Source organism: Neotamlana sedimentorum, assembly GCF_000943565.1.
Taxonomy (GTDB): domain Bacteria; phylum Bacteroidota; class Bacteroidia; order Flavobacteriales; family Flavobacteriaceae; genus Neotamlana; species Neotamlana sedimentorum.
On sequence record NZ_JTDW01000004.1, the window covers coordinates 296,281 to 313,551 of the forward strand.

Sequence of the window (17,271 nt, forward strand, 5' to 3'; positions counted from 1 at the left end):
ATTAATACTTTGTTGCATATTTAATTATTTAAGGAGATTTTAAATATAAGAAAATTATATTATTACGAAGACGAATTTTCGCGTTAGGGATTGCAATGGCATCCTTTTTTTGAGGTACGATAAAAAAGATATAATGTAAAGCCCGCTAGAACGCCCTATTAAAATAACGTTAAAAATTTCAGTTATTTAAAAAGTTACGGTGGTAATGTGTTTAGTTTTTTTGAGGTGGAAGGTTAAAACTCACTAATTTTTTTCGGCACACCAAACCGCCAATTCATTTCCAGAAGGATCTAAAAATTGAAAGCGTTTACCGCCAGGAAAAGCAAAAATATCGACTGAAATTTGTCCGCCATGTTTAAGTACTTTGGCTTTTACTTCATCTAGATTATTATGATGTAAAACCACCAAAACACCATTTACTATTTCTGAGTCTGTTTTTTCAAAGCCTCCTTCTACACCACTATTTTTAAAAGCGATGTATTGATCGCCATAATCGGTAAACGCCCAATTAAAACAAGCTGTATAAAAGGTTTTTATATCGTGTAAGTTTTTGGCTTTAAATTCGATGTAATTAATTGGTGTATGTTCCATTAGCTTTTTAATATATATCGGGATTCCCTTTACCTTCTCGCACTAAAACAGGTTCGCCGTCGGACAAATCGATTACTGTTGATGGTTCGTTACCGCCATAACCGCCGTCGATAACCAAATCGACTAAATTATCCCATTTTTCAAGAATTAATTCTGGATCGGTGGTGTATTCAATAATTTCATCTTCGTCATGTATAGAGGTTGAAATTATTGGATTTCCAAGACCTTTTACAATATCTAAAGCTATATTGTTTTCTGGAATACGGATACCTACTGTTTTTCGTTTTTTAAACGGATTTGGTAATTGTTTCGAGCCTGGTAAAATAAAAGTATACGCCCCTGGCAAGTTGCGTTTTAATAACTTAAAAACCGATGTGTCAATTTGTTTTACATAATCGCTCAGGTTACTTAAATCGTGACAAATAAAGGAAAAATTAGCCTTTTCGAGCTTAATACCTTTTATTCGAGCAACACGTTCTAAAGCTTTTATGTTGTTAATATCGCAGCCTAAACCATAAACAGTATCGGTTGGATAAATTATTAATCCACCACGTTTCAACACGTTAACAACCTTTGCTATTTCACGCGGATTTGGGTTTTCTTCGTATATTTTTATAAAATCAGCCAATTTTTGTATCTTATTATACGTTTAAAAATAATACAATTTTAGTTATGAAGCTTGTTTTTAAATTTTTCTGTCTTTTTTTTATTGCTGTTTGTGTACAAAATTGCAGTTCTAATACCTCAAACAATAATGAAGATGGATTAGATCCTAGCTTGTATTACGAAGCATTAAATGTTTCTTATGGCAATGAAGACCGACAAAAGTTCGATTTATATTTACCTGCTAATCGCTCTTTAAATACTAAAACGGTTATTTTAGTTCATGGTGGCGGATGGATTTCTGGAGATAAAAGTGACATGAATGCGATTAAAGATTTAATACGAATCGATTTTCCAAATCATGCTATTGTAAACGTAAATTATCGGTATGCTAATGAAAAAAACAAACCTTACCCGATGCAAACTGACGATATTACCAGTGTTATCAATCATTTAAAATCTAACAGCTCTAATTATACAATTTCTGATAATTTTGGATTTATTGGAGCAAGTGCTGGCGCTCACTTATCGCTGTTATGGAGTTATGCACTCGATACCGATAAAAATATCGATATGGTTTGTAGTATTGTTGGGCCTACGAATTTAACCGACCCTGAATATTTAAATAATTCCAACGAAGACTTACAGGAGTTACTGGATATGTTTGGCGAATTTCCTGAAACTTCTTATTTAGAAGAAGCTAGCCCATTGCACCAAGTTACAACTGATGCACCACCTTCCATTTTATTTTATGGTGGAAAAGACCCATTGATTCCTACTTCTCAAGGTATCGATTTAAAAAATAAACTCGCAGACCTAAATGTGGTTCACGAGTTTACTTTATATGAAAATGAAGCTCATGGTTGGGAAGGCTTAGCTTTAATAGACACTTGGCTAAAGTTAAAAGCTTTTATGCAAACCCATTTAAATTAGCAAAGGTTTAAAAGCCTCCACCCATCATACCGCCACCTCCTCCTTGACGGCCACCTTGTCTGCCTCCTCCTTGCATACCAGAATCGTTACGCTCCGGACGTTTCGGGTTTAATTCTTCTTTAATTTCGGCTTGATAATCTAACCATTTGTTATATTTTTTTTCATCTAATAACGTTTGCATTTTTTGGTTAAGCTTATCTTCTTCTTTTACAACCAACGCTTTTACAGGTTCGGTTTTTTCTTTTACCAACTCCATAACTTTAAATCTAGGATCGTCTTCCCTATCTTGCTCACTACGATCGAACGATTGGTTTTGGCCACGATTTGCTTGTTGCGATTCGCGCACCGCTTTAACGTAAACATTTAAGGTATCGAAGTTATCTTTATTTAAAAGTGCGATTTCATTAACCCTAACATTATAAGTGTTTATTGCTTTTCTAACCTCAAGAGTAAGGCTTTCTTCTTTCTTTTTAAGTTTAATTTTTTTTAAAACTTCGGCGTCATCATAATTAAAAATACCTGCGACTTTAGCTGCATCGAATTCTGGCATTTCTTGGCGTTCTTGGTTTTGTTGTCCGCCTTGGCCACCACCACGCATACCGCCGCCGCCCATCATGCCACCACCACCAGGTTGGGCTACAACGAATTCAAAACTTAAAATTAATACTAGTGATAATAATGCTTTCATACCTATTGTTTTAATTGGTTACTCTTTTAATTAGATGCAGAAACCAAATAAAACATTCGCTCTTAACAACTATTTAACAGTTTTTAAATAATTATGCTCTAACCTAGTACTTCTAATTTTGCAAAGCGTAACAGTAATTTTTTTACACCAACTTGAAACTTAATTTCGGCTTTGGTATCTGGACCAGTGCCTTCAATTTTTATAATTTCTCCAGTACCAAATCGGTTGTGTTTTACCATATTACCAACAGCTATTTTATTATCGAATAAATTAGGACTACCCGCATTTGCAGAACTTTTAGCTACAGGTTTTAAATTTTTAGGTGTTGGTGCTTGGTATTTTTCTGGAGACTTTTTTGTTTTTCCTTTATCGAATTTTGGTTGTTTTGCTGGCTTAAATCTAACTTTGTTAGGTTCTACATCGCCAAAAATATCGGCAGAAAGCATTGGATTTATTCGGCGTTCTTCAATAGGTGTTTCTATTTCTAAATATTCTTCATCTATTTCTTCAATAAAACGACTTGGTTCTGAATCTACTAATTTACCCCAACGATAACGCGATAACGCATAGGTTAAATACGCTTGCTTTTCGGCCCGTGTAAGCGCTACGTAAAACAAACGGCGCTCTTCTTCGAGTTCGCTTCGCGTATTCATACTCATGGCACTTGGAAACAAATCTTCCTCTAAACCAACAATATACACATACGGAAACTCCAAACCTTTGGCTAGGTGAATCGTCATTAATGCGACTTTATTGCCATCGTCTTTATCGTTATCCATATCGGTAGAAAGCGCTACATCTTCTAAAAATTCGGCTAAAGATCCTGTGGCATCTACTATTTCTTTTTGACCTTCAACAAAGTCTTTCATACCATTTAAAAGCTCCTCGATGTTTTCCATTCTGGTAACACCTTCGGGCGTTCCATCTTTATTAAGCTCACGAATTAAACCACTTGTTTTGGTAACATATTCGGCAAGTTCAAATACATCGGCTGTTTGATTCATTACCTGAAAACTTTCAATTAAGGTAACAAAATTTAAAAGCTTTGTTTTGGTTCCGGAGTTAACTTTAACATTGGTTTTATCAATGTTTTTCATCACCTCGAAAATCGATCGGTTATAACCATTGGCAGCTACCATAAGCTTATCGACTGTAGTTTGACCAATACCTCGCGGCGGAAAATTAATAACGCGCTTTAAAGCTTCTTCATCTTTTGGATTAATTATTAATCTTAAATACGATAAAACATCTTTTATTTCTTTACGCTGATAGAAGGATAAACCGCCATAAATTCTGTATGGAATATCGCGTTTACGCAAAGCATCTTCAATAGAACGCGATTGTGCATTGGTTCGATATAAAATGGCAAAATCGCTGTTTGGTAATTGATGATTCATTTTAGTATCGAAAATAGTACTGGCTACGTAGCGACCTTCATCGGCATCGGTTAACGAACGATGAACTATTATTTTACCGCCATCATCATTGGCTGTCCAAACCACTTTATCGAGTTTAGTTTGGTTTTTATCAATTACCGAATTCGCAGCATTTACAATGTTTTTTGTTGAGCGGTAATTTTGCTCTAATCGAAATACTTTTACATCGAGGTAATCTTTCTGGAAATTTAAAATATTGTTGATATTCGCCCCACGGAAAGCATAAATACTTTGTGCATCATCACCAACAACACATATATTTTGAAACTTATCGGACAAAGCTCGAACTATTAAATACTGCGAGTGGTTGGTATCTTGATACTCATCAACCAAAATATATTTAAATCGGTTTTGGTATTTTGCTAAAACTTCTGGAAAACGTGTTAAAAGCTCGTTGGTTTTAAGCAATAAATCATCAAAATCCATGGCTCCAGCTTTAAAACAGCGCTCCACATAGGCTTTATAAATATCTCCCATTTTGGGGCGACGCGCCATAGTATCGGCTTCAATAAGTTCTGGGTTTTGAAAATATGCACGAACAGTTATTAAACTGTTTTTGTAAGATGAAATTCTAGAACGAACTTGTTTATACTTATAAATATCTTTATCCAAGTTCATTTCCTTAATAATATCGCGTATTAAACGATCGGAATCTTGGGTGTCGTAAATAGTGAAATTACTTGGGTAGCCCAATCTATCGGCTTCAATGCGTAAAATTTTAGCAAAAACCGAGTGAAAAGTTCCCATCCATAAATTTTTAGCCTCACTTGATCCTACTATGCTCGCGATACGCTCTTTCATTTCGCGTGCGGCTTTATTGGTAAAAGTTAAAGCTAGAATATTAAAAGGATCGATGCCTTTGCTCATCATATAAGCTATTCTAAAGGTAAGCACACGCGTTTTGCCAGAACCTGCGCCAGCAATAACTATCATTGGGCCATCTATTTGTAAGGTAGGCGCTAGTTGTGCCTCGTTTAACTGACTTAAATATTTCTCCAAAATCTACTAGTAATTTAAAAGCGTGAAATTAACCATTGTTTCGCTTTTAATTAAAGGGATTTATTAATATTTATAAACAAATTAGGCTGTAGAAGTTTTAAACAATAAACTCTTAACTAGATTTTATAAAAACGAAAATTAACCTAATATTAATCTCTTTTTTCACTACCGGTCATGGCTGATAACAATCCTTGTTTAACATTTATCCAAACATAATTAAATACAGATTTATTTTTATGTCGCATTATATTTTCTGCTTTTCCATAACGAAAATTATCATCATTATAATTGGTGTTATTTAAAACAAACCAATTAACCAAAGTAGATAATAGTTTACGTTTTTCTTTGCCGTTCTCTTTTAAAACAGAAACTTCAAAATCATCATACTTAATTTTTAAATCTGTATTCGAAATGTTGTTATTACCATAAACAGAAAAATACGTTTGTTGTAATTCACCCTTTAGTTTTACTTTTAAGTTAGGCTCAATAAATTGATTTATTTTTGAGGCATTTAAGTTTTTTAAATCTGCCTTAAACACAAATGCATCTGTAGTATCTGCTACTTCAAAATTCCAATCTATATGGCAATTAGAATCTTCCATAAATAGCGCATCAACAGTAATATTAACAGGTGTTTGTGTATTAACATTTCCTAAATTATTTATTTCTGCATTTAAGTTGTTAAATCTAATTGTTCCGGGTTTTTTATTGTCGTTATTAACTTTTTCAAAATAAGATATTTGTCCGTCGTTAATTTTTAACTCATCAATATTAAGTTTAAAATTTAAATCGCGTAAAAGTTTAGAATAAAGCGGTTTTGTTTTAAAATCGTCTGGCAATAACTTGTTTCTAAAAATTTCAATATTAGGTAGGTTTATTTCACTCGATTTTGATGATAAACTAAATCCATTATTAAAATTGAGATCTAATGCTTGTAAACGAATTTCTTTAAAATTCACCTTTACATGATCGCGTTCCTGCTCTAAAATCGATGATAATTGGGATTTAGAATATTTTGTAAATAAATCTACGTTAATAAATGCCATCGTTTTATTTGAAATATTAAATTCTGATATATTTAAATTTTCAAACTTATTTACAGCTAAAAACAGGTTGTTTCCTCCTACCGTAAAACTGTCATAGACAAAAACGCCTTTATTAAATTTCAATTCTTTTACAGTTGAATTTAATTTAGAAATGCTAAATATTATAGAATCATTTTCTATATTCTTGGTTAAAATATTCGCTTCATTAAAAATGACATTATGAATTACAAAATCATTTTTTAAACCTGTTGTAGCTTCCTTTTGGTAACTATCTTCTTGTAAATTAAAATTATAAAACATCTCCGATACCGAATTGCTTAAATCGATAGTTTTTATATCAATTTTTTCTTCTAAAAGATACTTCCAAATACTAAATCCTTCTAAATTAAACGCTTCAGCTTCAGTTTTTAATAATGTTTTATCTGTGGTTTGTCCTTTAACAACAATTACTGGATGTTTTACGCTAAATTTCCGTAACCAAATATTCGAACTTATAGCATCATAATTCACTATAATATGGTTTGGTAATTCTGCTAAAGTTGCTTTTAATTTATTCGAAATAAAAACATTTAAAATAACTGTACATACTACAATTACACTTATTAATATAACAAGAACTATACTCGTTTTTTTTACATTTAATCGCATTTTATAAAGATATGTTTTCGTTTTTTGGGGAACAATTTTATTTAAAATATCTTTACTTTTTAAAAATAAAAAAATGACCTCTATTTTAAACTTTTTATCAAACATGCCATGGTGGGCTTGGGTTTTAGTTGTATTAGTTATTGTTGCTTTTCGCGATATATTTATTCAAAAAAAACACACCATAAGTCATAACTTCCCTATTGTTGGGCATTTACGATATTGGTTAGAAAGTATTGGCCCAGAAATGAGACAATATTTTGTAGCAAATAACAGAGAGGAATTACCTTTTAACAGGATTGAAAGAGGTTGGATTTACGCTTCATCAAAAAACGAAAATAATTATGAAGGTTTTGGAACCGATCGCGATATTTATGCGCACCAGCATATTTTTGTTAATAATGCCATGTTTCCGTTTAAAATTGATAAACAGCACCCAAATAGTATAGATAAAACCTTTTTACCTTGCGCTAAGGTAATTGGTGAATTTAATAAAAGAAAGAAGCCTTACAGACCTGCATCTGTAATTAATGTTTCCGCTATGAGTTTTGGTTCGTTATCTGCTAAAGCTATAGAATCTTTAAATAAAGGTGTGGCATTGGCCGATGCCTATCATAATACAGGCGAAGGCGGACTATCTCCATACCATAGTAACGGCGGAGATGTTATTTTTCATATAGGAACTGGTTATTTTGGAGTAAGAGCAGATGATGGTAATTTTTCTTTAGAAAAATTAAAGGCTTTAGTTGAAAAAAATCCTTTTATAAGGGCTATTGAAGTTAAGTTATCGCAAGGCGCAAAACCAGGTAAAGGTGGTGTTTTACCCGCAAGTAAAATAACAAAAGAAATATCGGAAATACGCCATGTACCAATGGGAGAAGATGTGCTTTCTCCACCAAACCATTCTGCTTTTTCTAATGTAAAAGAAATGTTAGAATTTATTGAATTATTAGCCGAAGAAACGGGATTACCCGTAGGAATAAAAGCTGCCATAGGAAAATTAGACCAATGGAAGGAACTGGCCGATTTAATGAAAAAAACAGGAAAAGGACCAGATTTTATTACTGTTGATGGTGGCGAAGGAGGAACCGGTGCTGCGCCTCCTAGTTTTGCAGACCATGTTTCCTTACCTTGGGTTTATGGTTTTGGCGATTTATATAAATTATTTAAAGACAAAGACTTAACCGACCGTATTGTTTTTATTGGTAGTGGGAAATTAGGGTTTCCAGCAAAAGCTGCGATGGCCTTCGCTATGGGAGCAGATTGTATTAACGTGGCTCGTGAAGCAATGATGAGTATTGGATGTATTCAAGCCCAAGTTTGCCATACCAACCGCTGTCCTGCAGGTATTGCTACCCAAAGCAAGTGGTTGCAACAAGGCATAAACATTCCGTTAAAGTCAGAACGATTAGCGCAGTACTTTAAAACCTTTAAAAAAGAGTTTATTGAAATTACTCACGCTGCAGGTTACGAGCACCCATGCCAATTTACAATGGACGATATTGAAGTTAATGTAGACGACCACAATTTATCGAAACAGCTAAGTAATACCTATCAATATAACAAAACACAAGTACCATTTAGCTCTATGCAAGATTTGAAAGATTGTGAATTTTTAGGAGGAATTAAAAGCCAAAATTAAAGCTTTAATATTTTATTAAGCTTAATTTACATTATTCATATAAATAACTTCAATTCTGTAAAAAGTAAAAATTTAAATAGCGTATTTTATTAAATTTGAGATAATTAATCTTTTAAATTTTTTAATGTATGAAGAAAACATTACTCTCAATTTTCACTTTTACTTTGGCCTTAATTTCTTATTCTCAAAATGATATTTTGTTAATTACGGATAACGATTTTAATACCGACCACAACACGAGTATTCACAATGCCATTTTAGCAACATCGTATACAAATGTTACTGTGCATGATGCCGTTGCAAATGGAGTTCCTAATTTAACAACCTTAAGTAATTACGATTTAATAATTTGGTTTACTGGAGATGATGGTGTTGGATTAAGTTTTTGGAATAATGGCACCGCAGGAATTGAAGATTTAAGAACTTATCTAGATAATGGTGGATATCTTTGGTTAATTGGCACCGATTTAATTTATAATATGTACGGAAGTGCCCCTGCCGATTTTGCTTCTGGCCAATTTTTATATGATTATGCTAAAATTGAATCCTATGATATGCAATCGTATATAGATGATAGTAATGCTGGAGTTGCTCAGTTAGACAGGTCTTCTACTGCAAATACAAGTTATCCTACTCCTATTTCATGGATTTATAGTACCATTTGGTATATTGATGCTGTTACACCAGCCGCTGGAGTTGAATCTATTTATGAATTTGGTCCTGAAATTTACCCACATTCTGGTGAAACTACAATGACTAATTATAAAGGATCGACCTATCGCGTTATGGCTTCGTTTTTTAACCCTAGTAACTTTGACTCTACAGACAATAAAATAAACACCTTTTTCGGTGCTGCTTTAGATCAACTTTTCGAAACAGAATTATCAACAAATAGTTTTGATAATAAACCTCAACTTGAAGTTTATCCAAACCCGAGTACAGATTCTTTTAAAATTTCTATAACTAATCAATCCTTAATTAATAAACCATATAGCGTTTATAACATGTTGGGTAAAGAAGTTTTAAATGGCACCTTAAATAGTTTAACAACCGAAATTTCAACCAAATTTTTATCAAGAGGAAATTACTTTTTAAAAATAGATTCGGAAACTAAAAAATTAGTCAAAATTTAATTTTGACAAAAAATTATTTAAAACCCTTCGATACTTTTTGAAGGGTTTCTTTTTATCTATCAGTTTTATTTGTACAGTAATAGCAAACCCGTTATGTTTGTAAATAAAACTAATTATGGAAATTGAAAAAATAATTGACTTATTTCTTTACACCGTTCCAACTATTGTAACTGGTTTAATTGCGTATTATTTTTTTAAAACTCATATAAAAAATGAAGACGGCCGCCGACGCTTTTTATTAAAAAAAGACTTACAGGTTAACGCGCTTCCTACACGATTACAAGCCTACGAACGAATGGTTTTGTTTTTAGAACGTATTTCGCCACCTAAATTATTAGTTCGTGTTTCTCCTATAAGTGAAAATAAAGAAGCCTACGAAAGCTTATTAATACAAAGTATAGAGCAGGAATTTGAACATAATTTGACCCAGCAAATTTATATTACCGATAAATGTTGGAATATTATTACGGCCGCAAAAAACGCCACAATTCAACTTATTAGAAAAGCCAGTTTACTTGAAAAGACCGATACTGCAAATAAGTTACGTGAAGTTTTATTAAATGAAATGATGGAACGTAAATCTCCAAGCGATGCCGCCTTAGCTTTTGTTAAAGACGAAGTTTCAAGTATTTGGTAAATTTTATTCGCGTAATTCGTTCGATTGCGCCTCAGAATATTTGTGTTTGGCATATTCAAATCCTTGTTCCCACCATTCTTTCATGAGTTTTTTGTTAAAGATTAACGCATTTTCGGTTAAGCGCGATGGCGTATAAAATAAATTCAATTGTACATTTTTATTTTTTGCAGCCAACTTACCTATAACAATATCACTGCGCTCAACTTGATCGAGTAAGTGTCCAAACAAATTAATAAGCAACGAAAACGGGTTTTTACCTAATATTTTGTTGTAAACAAGTTTTTCGGTGTCTAAAATAATTGCATCAACCTCGGTTGCACCACGTAAAATAGCCTCTCTAATAGGTACTACACAGCCCAAACCACCATCGGCATACTCAAAACCATTTCGTTTTACTAAAGACATAAATGGAATATAATTACACGAAATCCAAATCCAATCGCAGAATTCTTCATATGTAAAATCATTTATAGATTTATATTCCACACAATTTTTAGACAAATTTGAAACCGTAACAACAACATCTTCTTTAGTTGCTTTAATTAATTCATAATCCCCTTGAGTAAAATGTCTTTTAATATGTTTTCTTAAGGCTTTACTTTCTCCAAAAGTGCGTTTCATTTTAATGAATTGCCATAAAGAATTTAAAAAATCGATAGAAACAAACTGTCGATCTCCTTTTTTTCTGATAACAAACGGATTGACACTAAAAATATCATTTTGATTTACACTGGTATAAACCTTATGAATTTCATCAAGTTTTCCTGCGGCTAAATGAGGTATTAACAAACTGCCTGTCGATGTTCCTAAAAACAAATCATAATTGCGTTTTTGCTCTTTTATTAAATATTCGGCAACGCCACCCGCATAAGCGCCTTTACTACCTCCACCTGAAATTACTAGTGCCTTCAATTATTTAAATTTTATTGTAAATATATAAAAGTAAAATGGGCTAAGTATATTTCAAACTTTTAAAGCTGTAAATAAATACCCAACAATGGGTATTTTATCCAAAAAAAGGACACATATATCTTGTAATTGCACCAGTTTAAAAAAAGAATATCTATTTTAGTTTCAGCTATTAACAATTATATTTTCTATGAGAAAAACCACTTTTCTTACAGTACTTGCGTTTCTAATAATTAGTGTTTCTTTTTTCGCTCTAAATAAAAAATTCCTGTTAGAAACCCCTAAAAACATTAATAGGTCGACAGAAGTTTCTGCGCCTCCAACAATCGATTTTACATTTAATAATAGTGGTGCTTGTTCTGGTACTCAAGTAGACTTTAGCTCCGCAGTTTCTGGAGAGGCTCCATTTAGTTATTTATGGACCTTTGGAGATGACGGTAGCACAAGTACAAGCCCAAACCCATCGCACACTTTTAATGTTGTTGGTTGTGGCACACAAAGTGTAAATGTTACCTTAATAGTTACCGATAAAAACAACGAGACCTCAACCATAAACAAACAAGTACCTGTTTTACGTAAACCAAATCTTAACTTCTACGATATTGATGCAGAAGCTAATTTTACACCTCAATTTGATAATTGTGGAAATAACACCACCGATCCAAAGTACACAATTAATGTAGGTAACAGGTCTAGTGCGGGTTGTATCTCAACATACGATATTAATTGGGGAGATAATACTACCACAACAAATGTTACTTTTCCGCTATCACATACATATGATCAATTGGGTTCGTATAATATGACTATTACAGCACATGGTACAGATTGCGACAACAAAATAACTTATTTAGTTAAAAATTCAAGTAATCCAAAAGGAGCTGTAGTTAGTCCAGGAAACACAGTAAACTTGTGTACACCTGTGCAAGCCATAGATTTTGTTATAACGAAATGGGGAGACAACCCTCCAGACACTTATTATTACTTAAATTGGGGAGATGGTAATACCGAAGTTTATACCCAGCTACAGTTAGAAGCTTCTCCTTATTACAACAGTGCAGATCCAATTAATTCACCCGATTACCCAATTCCTTATGTGTATACAGAATCTAATTGTCCTGATTACAGTTATCAAGTGGTATTAGATATTGTTACCTCTTGTGGAGTAACAAACTCGGTAGCAGGCCCAATTATTATATTAAAAAAGCCAGAGGTATCCTTTACAAACGACCCAAATGGTTGTTTAAATATGCCGGTGCAATTCACCAATACTTCAAAAACAGGTTATAATCAAAATTGTGATACTTCTGCTGGTTATTTTTGGGATTTTGGTGATGGCACAACCTCAACATTAAGCGATCCATCGCACACTTATACAAGTCCTGGTGTTTACACAGTTTCCGTATATGCTCAAAATTTTTGTGGCGCTACAGATACTGTTACAAATACTATTTGTATTGAACCAGAATTAATAACCGATTTCACTTTAAATACTGACAATGGTTGTTCTCCTCTAGATGTACAAGTCACAAATACAACCGATTTTGCTCAAAGTTGTGGTGGTGAAACTTACCTTTGGGAAGTAGATTACACCCAAGGACTTTGCGGAACAACAACGCCTCAATGGAGCTATACTAATGGAACAGATGAAAATTCCGCAGCACCTTCTTTCGAATTCACAACAGCAGGAACATACACGCTTACTTTAACAACAACCAACGCTTGTGGCGAAAGTGAACATACTGAAACTGTAGAAGTAAAAGAACCTCCACAGGTCACAATTAACGAAATAGATGATTTTTGTGGCATTGCCTCATTCAATCCTGTTGCTTCTGTTAACACATGTGCTCCAACTTCTGAAACAGTTACTTACTCATGGAGTTTCCCTGGCGGAAATCCTGCAACAGCTAACACTTTAGATCCAGGTACTATTAATTACGACACACCTGGAGACTACACTATAACCTTAGAAGTTACAAATAGCTGCGATATCGTAACAGCAACATACGATTTTACAATAAACCCAGTGCCAACTATTACTAATACGGATTTAGCACAAACTATTTGTTCGGGAACCGACACCAACGAGGTTGTTTTAACATCCGATTTAAGTGGCTCAACATTTTCTTGGACTGCAGCTGCTCCTATTACCGTTACTGGATTTTCAACCTCGGGAACAGATACGATTCCTGTACAAACTATTTTTAATTCGGGAACAACAGCAGAAGATGTTACTTACACAGTAACACCAACACTTAATGGTTGCGATGGTGTACCAGTAATTTTCACCGTAACTGTAGAGCCTGCACCAGAATTCACAACTCAACCTCAACCAGAAACAGTTTGTTTAAATGGCCCTATTACTCCTTTAACAGTTGCTGTAAATGGTTCTGGCACTCCTAGTTATCAATGGTATAGTAATACTATTGATGACAACACTGCTGGAACAGAAATTACAGGAGAAACTACAGCGAGTTACACACCTCCAAACGATACTATTGGAGTTGTTTTTTATTATTGTTTGGTATCTTTTAGTTCTTCTGGAGCAGGCTGTAATGAAATAGCCTCAACAACCGCAAGAATTGAGGTGGTTGAAGGTGTGCAAATAGATACTGAGCCAATCAATACACAAAGTCTTTGTGTAGGTGGCGAATTAAACAACCCTTTAACCGTTGCTCATTCTGGTGGAACCGGAACAGTTAGCTACCAATGGTATAGTAATACTGTAAATACAAACACCGGTGGGACCGCTATAACCGGAGCTACTAATGCATCATTTACCCCGCCAACTTTTACAACTGCTGGAACGTATTATTATTATCTAGTTATTTCTTTAAATGGAAGTGGTTGTGGTGATATAACTAGCGCAGTATCGGAAGTTATTTTAGTAGCAGCACCAACAATTTCAACCCAGCCATTAGCAACACAAACACTTTGTCAAAGAATTACACCACAAGACTTAGAAGCTGTAGTTTCGGGAGGTATAGGAACAACATACACTTACCAATGGTACAGCAACACAACTAATTCAAACACTGGTGGTACTTTAATTACAGGGGCAACTAGCAGTACTTATACACCTCCAACGACTACTGTTGGAACGCTTTATTACTACTGCGAAATTACTCAAACCGAACCAGGGTGTAACACTACTAGTGAAACCGCTGAAGTTAACGTAAATGCAGCACCAAATATAACCAACCAACCCACTTCTGAAACCATTTGTTTTGGTGAAACTTTTAATACTTTATCTGTGAGTTATACAAATGGTGTTGGTACAGCAAATTACCAATGGTATAGTAATTCGAGTAATGATGCCACAACAGGAATGCCAATTTCTGGAGAAACCAATGCGACATTTACACCACCTTCAAATACTGTTGGAACCACTTATTACTACGTAATCATTACCTTTTCATCTGGTGGATGTACTCAAATTACATCGAATGTGACGGAACATATTATTAATGAAACACCAAGTATTAGTGATTTCGATTTAACGATTTGTAGTGGTGTTGCTTTTGATATTTCACCTAATGAAACAAACGGTGATACCGTACCGAATAACACGCTTTACACATGGGATGCTCCAACCATTGCTCCTGCTGGTTCTGTTACTGGCGCAACTAGCGAAACAGTTAGCGCAACTAATATTAGTCAATTATTAACAAATACTACAATAAGTCCAGCCACAGTAACTTATACTGTAACGCCTACTTCAGGAGATTGCGTTGGTTTACCTTTTACAGTAACTATTACGGTTAACCCTTCGATTAGTGTTTCTGAAACTATAATTAATAGTACCTGTTACAATTCGCAAAGCGGATCAATAGATATTTCTATTACTGGAGGCGTACCATTTACAACAGGTAATTTATATCAAGTCGCTTGGACTGGTCCTAACGGATTTACAAGCTCAAATGAAGACATAAGTAATTTAGATCCTGGAAATTACTCTGTAACCATTAACGACGATGGCGGTTGTCCTTATAGCAACACCTATACCATTACAGAACCAGAAGAACTTATTTTTAGTGATGTTGTTTTTGATGCCGAAACCATTTCTTGTTTTGGTGCAGATGATGGCTCTATTGGTATTGATATTTCTGGTGGAACAACACCCTACACTTATAACTGGACATTAAACGGAACGCCATATAGTACAGACGAAGATTTAACCAATTTAGGCCCTGGAAACTATGAAATTACAGTAACCGATGCCAATAATTGTCCGAGTATTTCTCAACCATTTCAAATAATTGAACCCGCAGAACTACAAGCATCCTTAGCATCTAAAGTTGATGTTATTTGTTATGGGGATGCTACAGGAGAAATTTATATTGATGTAAATGGAGGACGACCAACCGAGGTGAGCACAGGAGTTTTTGACTACACCTATTCTTGGACTGGTCCAAATGGTTATACGAGCACCAATCAAAACATTACTAATTTATTCGCTGGTACATACACGGTTACAGTTACCGATAAATCAAATTGTACCGATACGCTTCAAGTTATAGTTAATCAAACCGATGAAATTATAATAGATTATTCCGCAACCGAAATTAAATGTTACGGCGATAATGATGCTGTAATTACTATAAATTCGATTACAGGTGGTGTAGCGCCATATACCGTTACATGGAGCAACTTAGGTTCGGGCATGGTACAAGATAATTTATCACCAGGCACTTATGTTATTACCGTTACTGATGATGCCAATTGTGTAAAAGAAGCGACTATTGTTATTGAAGAACCTCCACTTTTCAGAATTACGCCAACTATAAGCAATGTAAGTTGTTATGGCGCTATGGACGGACGAATTACTCTTAATTTTGAAGGAGGTATTGATCCTGTTACCTTGGTGTGGGACGATGACCCTACAGCAGGCGTAGAACGTAACAACATTGGTCCAGGCACTTATTCTGTTACTATTACTGATGGTACACCATGTACAATTACCGAAACCTTTACCATTACAGAACCATCACAATTAAGTTTATCGGCAAATACGACCGATGCTTTAGATTGTGATAATGCCGAAAGTGGCGCCATAAATCTTATTGTGACTGGTGGAACAATGCCTTTTACCTTTTCATGGTCCAATGGTACAACTGTAGAAGATTTAAGCAATATTCCTCCTGGAGATTATTCGGTTACTGTAACCGATGCCAATAATTGCGATGTTTCTGGTAGTTGGAGTATCAATCGATTTGAACCTTTAGTAGTTGACGTTGAAACACACACCATACATGATTGTGAAACTCGCGAAGTCAATCAAACTTTTGAAGCCAAACCTAATGGTGGTGTTCCTCCGTATAATATACAATGGTCTAGCGGAACAGTTTCTGGTTCGAACAACCAATTTATGAGCACCAACCAAAATGGTTTAACAATTATTGAAATTTCCGACAGTATGGGATGTTCAATTTCGTATTCATATCAAGTTGAAATTCCTGTTTTGGGTTATCCCGATTTTACCCAAACCTCAGAAAGCTTCCAAAATTTTGGTTTTTATTCTAAGTTAATTCCTATTGAATTTACGAATCAATCTACCGGCGAGTTTGTTGCAGTTTCATGGAATTTTGGTGATGGCACTTTTTCTTCCGATGAAAATCCGATTCATAGTTATAATAACGAAGGCACTTATACCATAATTCAAACGGTCACTTATCCTTTTGGCTGTGTTTATACAAAAGAAATCATTTTAACTATAGAAAAAGGCTACAGCCTCATGGTGCCAAATACATTTACACCAAACAACGATGGTGTTAACGATTATTTTGTTCCTAAAACTAAGGCATTAACCGATATGACCTTTAATATTTTTAACACCTGGGGCAGTTTAATTTTTTCTGAAACCGGTGATGCCTTGCAAGGTTGGAACGGCACGATAAAAGACTACGACACCGAAAACGGAAACTTTTATTATACACTATCGGCTAAAACGCTGTACGGTGAAACTATTACTAAAAAAGGAGCATTTTCTGCATTAAAATAAATTCTTAT

Annotated in this window: 11 protein-coding genes; 5 read left to right on the plus strand and 6 right to left on the minus strand. The window is 34.3% G+C overall.

The window, feature by feature from the left end:
- Positions 1–243: 243 nt before the first annotated feature.
- Complete coding sequence (locus PW52_RS06240; protein WP_044632061.1) at positions 244–591, minus strand: VOC family protein; 348 nt, start codon at positions 589–591, stop codon at positions 244–246.
- Between the two features lie 7 nt (positions 592–598).
- Positions 599–1,219, minus strand: coding sequence for an L-threonylcarbamoyladenylate synthase (locus tag PW52_RS06245; protein WP_044632062.1), 621 nt, complete (start codon positions 1,217–1,219; stop codon positions 599–601).
- Positions 1,220–1,263: 44 nt separating this feature from the next.
- Between PW52_RS06245 and PW52_RS06250 the strand changes: the two genes are divergently transcribed.
- Positions 1,264–2,127, plus strand: coding sequence for an alpha/beta hydrolase (locus PW52_RS06250; RefSeq protein WP_044632063.1), 864 nt, complete (start codon positions 1,264–1,266; stop codon positions 2,125–2,127).
- Between the two features lie 7 nt (positions 2,128–2,134).
- Here the strand turns inward: PW52_RS06250 and PW52_RS06255 are convergent, their stop codons facing one another.
- From PW52_RS06255 to PW52_RS06265, 3 genes are all read right to left on the minus strand, one after another.
- Entirely contained in the window at positions 2,135–2,815 is a 681-nt protein-coding gene (locus PW52_RS06255) for a hypothetical protein (RefSeq protein WP_044632064.1), read from the minus strand.
- A gap of 98 nt (positions 2,816–2,913) precedes the next feature.
- On the minus strand, positions 2,914–5,250 hold the full coding sequence (locus PW52_RS06260) for an ATP-dependent helicase (RefSeq protein WP_044632065.1): 2,337 nt from the start codon (positions 5,248–5,250) through the stop codon (positions 2,914–2,916).
- Between the two features lie 149 nt (positions 5,251–5,399).
- On the minus strand, positions 5,400–6,944 hold the full coding sequence (locus PW52_RS06265; protein WP_131453980.1) for a DUF748 domain-containing protein: 1,545 nt from the start codon (positions 6,942–6,944) through the stop codon (positions 5,400–5,402).
- A 73-nt stretch (positions 6,945–7,017) separates the two neighbouring features.
- On the opposite strand from PW52_RS06265, the gene PW52_RS06270 reads away from it, so the two are divergent.
- The 3 genes from PW52_RS06270 to PW52_RS06280 all read left to right on the plus strand — a co-directional run bounded on the left by PW52_RS06270 (position 7,018) and on the right by PW52_RS06280 (position 10,353).
- The gene (locus PW52_RS06270; protein WP_044632067.1) at positions 7,018–8,583 is read left to right on the plus strand and encodes an FMN-binding glutamate synthase family protein; all 1,566 of its coding nucleotides are present in this window, start codon (positions 7,018–7,020) and stop codon (positions 8,581–8,583) included.
- A gap of 128 nt (positions 8,584–8,711) precedes the next feature.
- On the plus strand, positions 8,712–9,716 hold the full coding sequence (locus tag PW52_RS06275; protein WP_044632068.1) for a T9SS type A sorting domain-containing protein: 1,005 nt from the start codon (positions 8,712–8,714) through the stop codon (positions 9,714–9,716).
- 115 nt (positions 9,717–9,831) lie between these two features.
- Complete coding sequence (locus PW52_RS06280; protein WP_044632069.1) at positions 9,832–10,353, plus strand: DUF7935 family protein; 522 nt, start codon at positions 9,832–9,834, stop codon at positions 10,351–10,353.
- A 3-nt stretch (positions 10,354–10,356) separates the two neighbouring features.
- Here the strand turns inward: PW52_RS06280 and PW52_RS06285 are convergent, their stop codons facing one another.
- Complete coding sequence (locus PW52_RS06285; protein ID WP_044632070.1) at positions 10,357–11,265, minus strand: patatin-like phospholipase family protein; 909 nt, start codon at positions 11,263–11,265, stop codon at positions 10,357–10,359.
- Between the two features lie 187 nt (positions 11,266–11,452).
- Here PW52_RS06285 and PW52_RS06290 point away from each other — a divergent pair, with 187 nt between their 5' ends.
- The gene (locus tag PW52_RS06290; protein ID WP_044632071.1) at positions 11,453–17,263 is read left to right on the plus strand and encodes a T9SS C-terminal target domain-containing protein; all 5,811 of its coding nucleotides are present in this window, start codon (positions 11,453–11,455) and stop codon (positions 17,261–17,263) included.
- Positions 17,264–17,271: the final 8 nt, after the last annotated feature.

Excerpts from the sequence above, each read along its gene's own strand:
- PW52_RS06240 (WP_044632061.1), bottom strand. The coding sequence starts at position 591 with ATGGAACATACACCAATTAATTACATCGAATTTAAAGCCAAAAACTTA.
- PW52_RS06250 (WP_044632063.1), top strand. The coding sequence starts at position 1,264 with ATGAAGCTTGTTTTTAAATTTTTCTGTCTTTTTTTTATTGCTGTTTGT.
- PW52_RS06255 (WP_044632064.1), bottom strand. The coding sequence starts at position 2,815 with ATGAAAGCATTATTATCACTAGTATTAATTTTAAGTTTTGAATTCGTT.
- PW52_RS06265 (WP_131453980.1), bottom strand. The coding sequence starts at position 6,944 with ATGCGATTAAATGTAAAAAAAACGAGTATAGTTCTTGTTATATTAATA.
- PW52_RS06270 (WP_044632067.1), top strand. The coding sequence starts at position 7,018 with ATGACCTCTATTTTAAACTTTTTATCAAACATGCCATGGTGGGCTTGG.
- PW52_RS06275 (WP_044632068.1), top strand. The coding sequence starts at position 8,712 with ATGAAGAAAACATTACTCTCAATTTTCACTTTTACTTTGGCCTTAATT.
- PW52_RS06280 (WP_044632069.1), top strand. The coding sequence starts at position 9,832 with ATGGAAATTGAAAAAATAATTGACTTATTTCTTTACACCGTTCCAACT.
- PW52_RS06290 (WP_044632071.1), top strand. The coding sequence starts at position 11,453 with ATGAGAAAAACCACTTTTCTTACAGTACTTGCGTTTCTAATAATTAGT.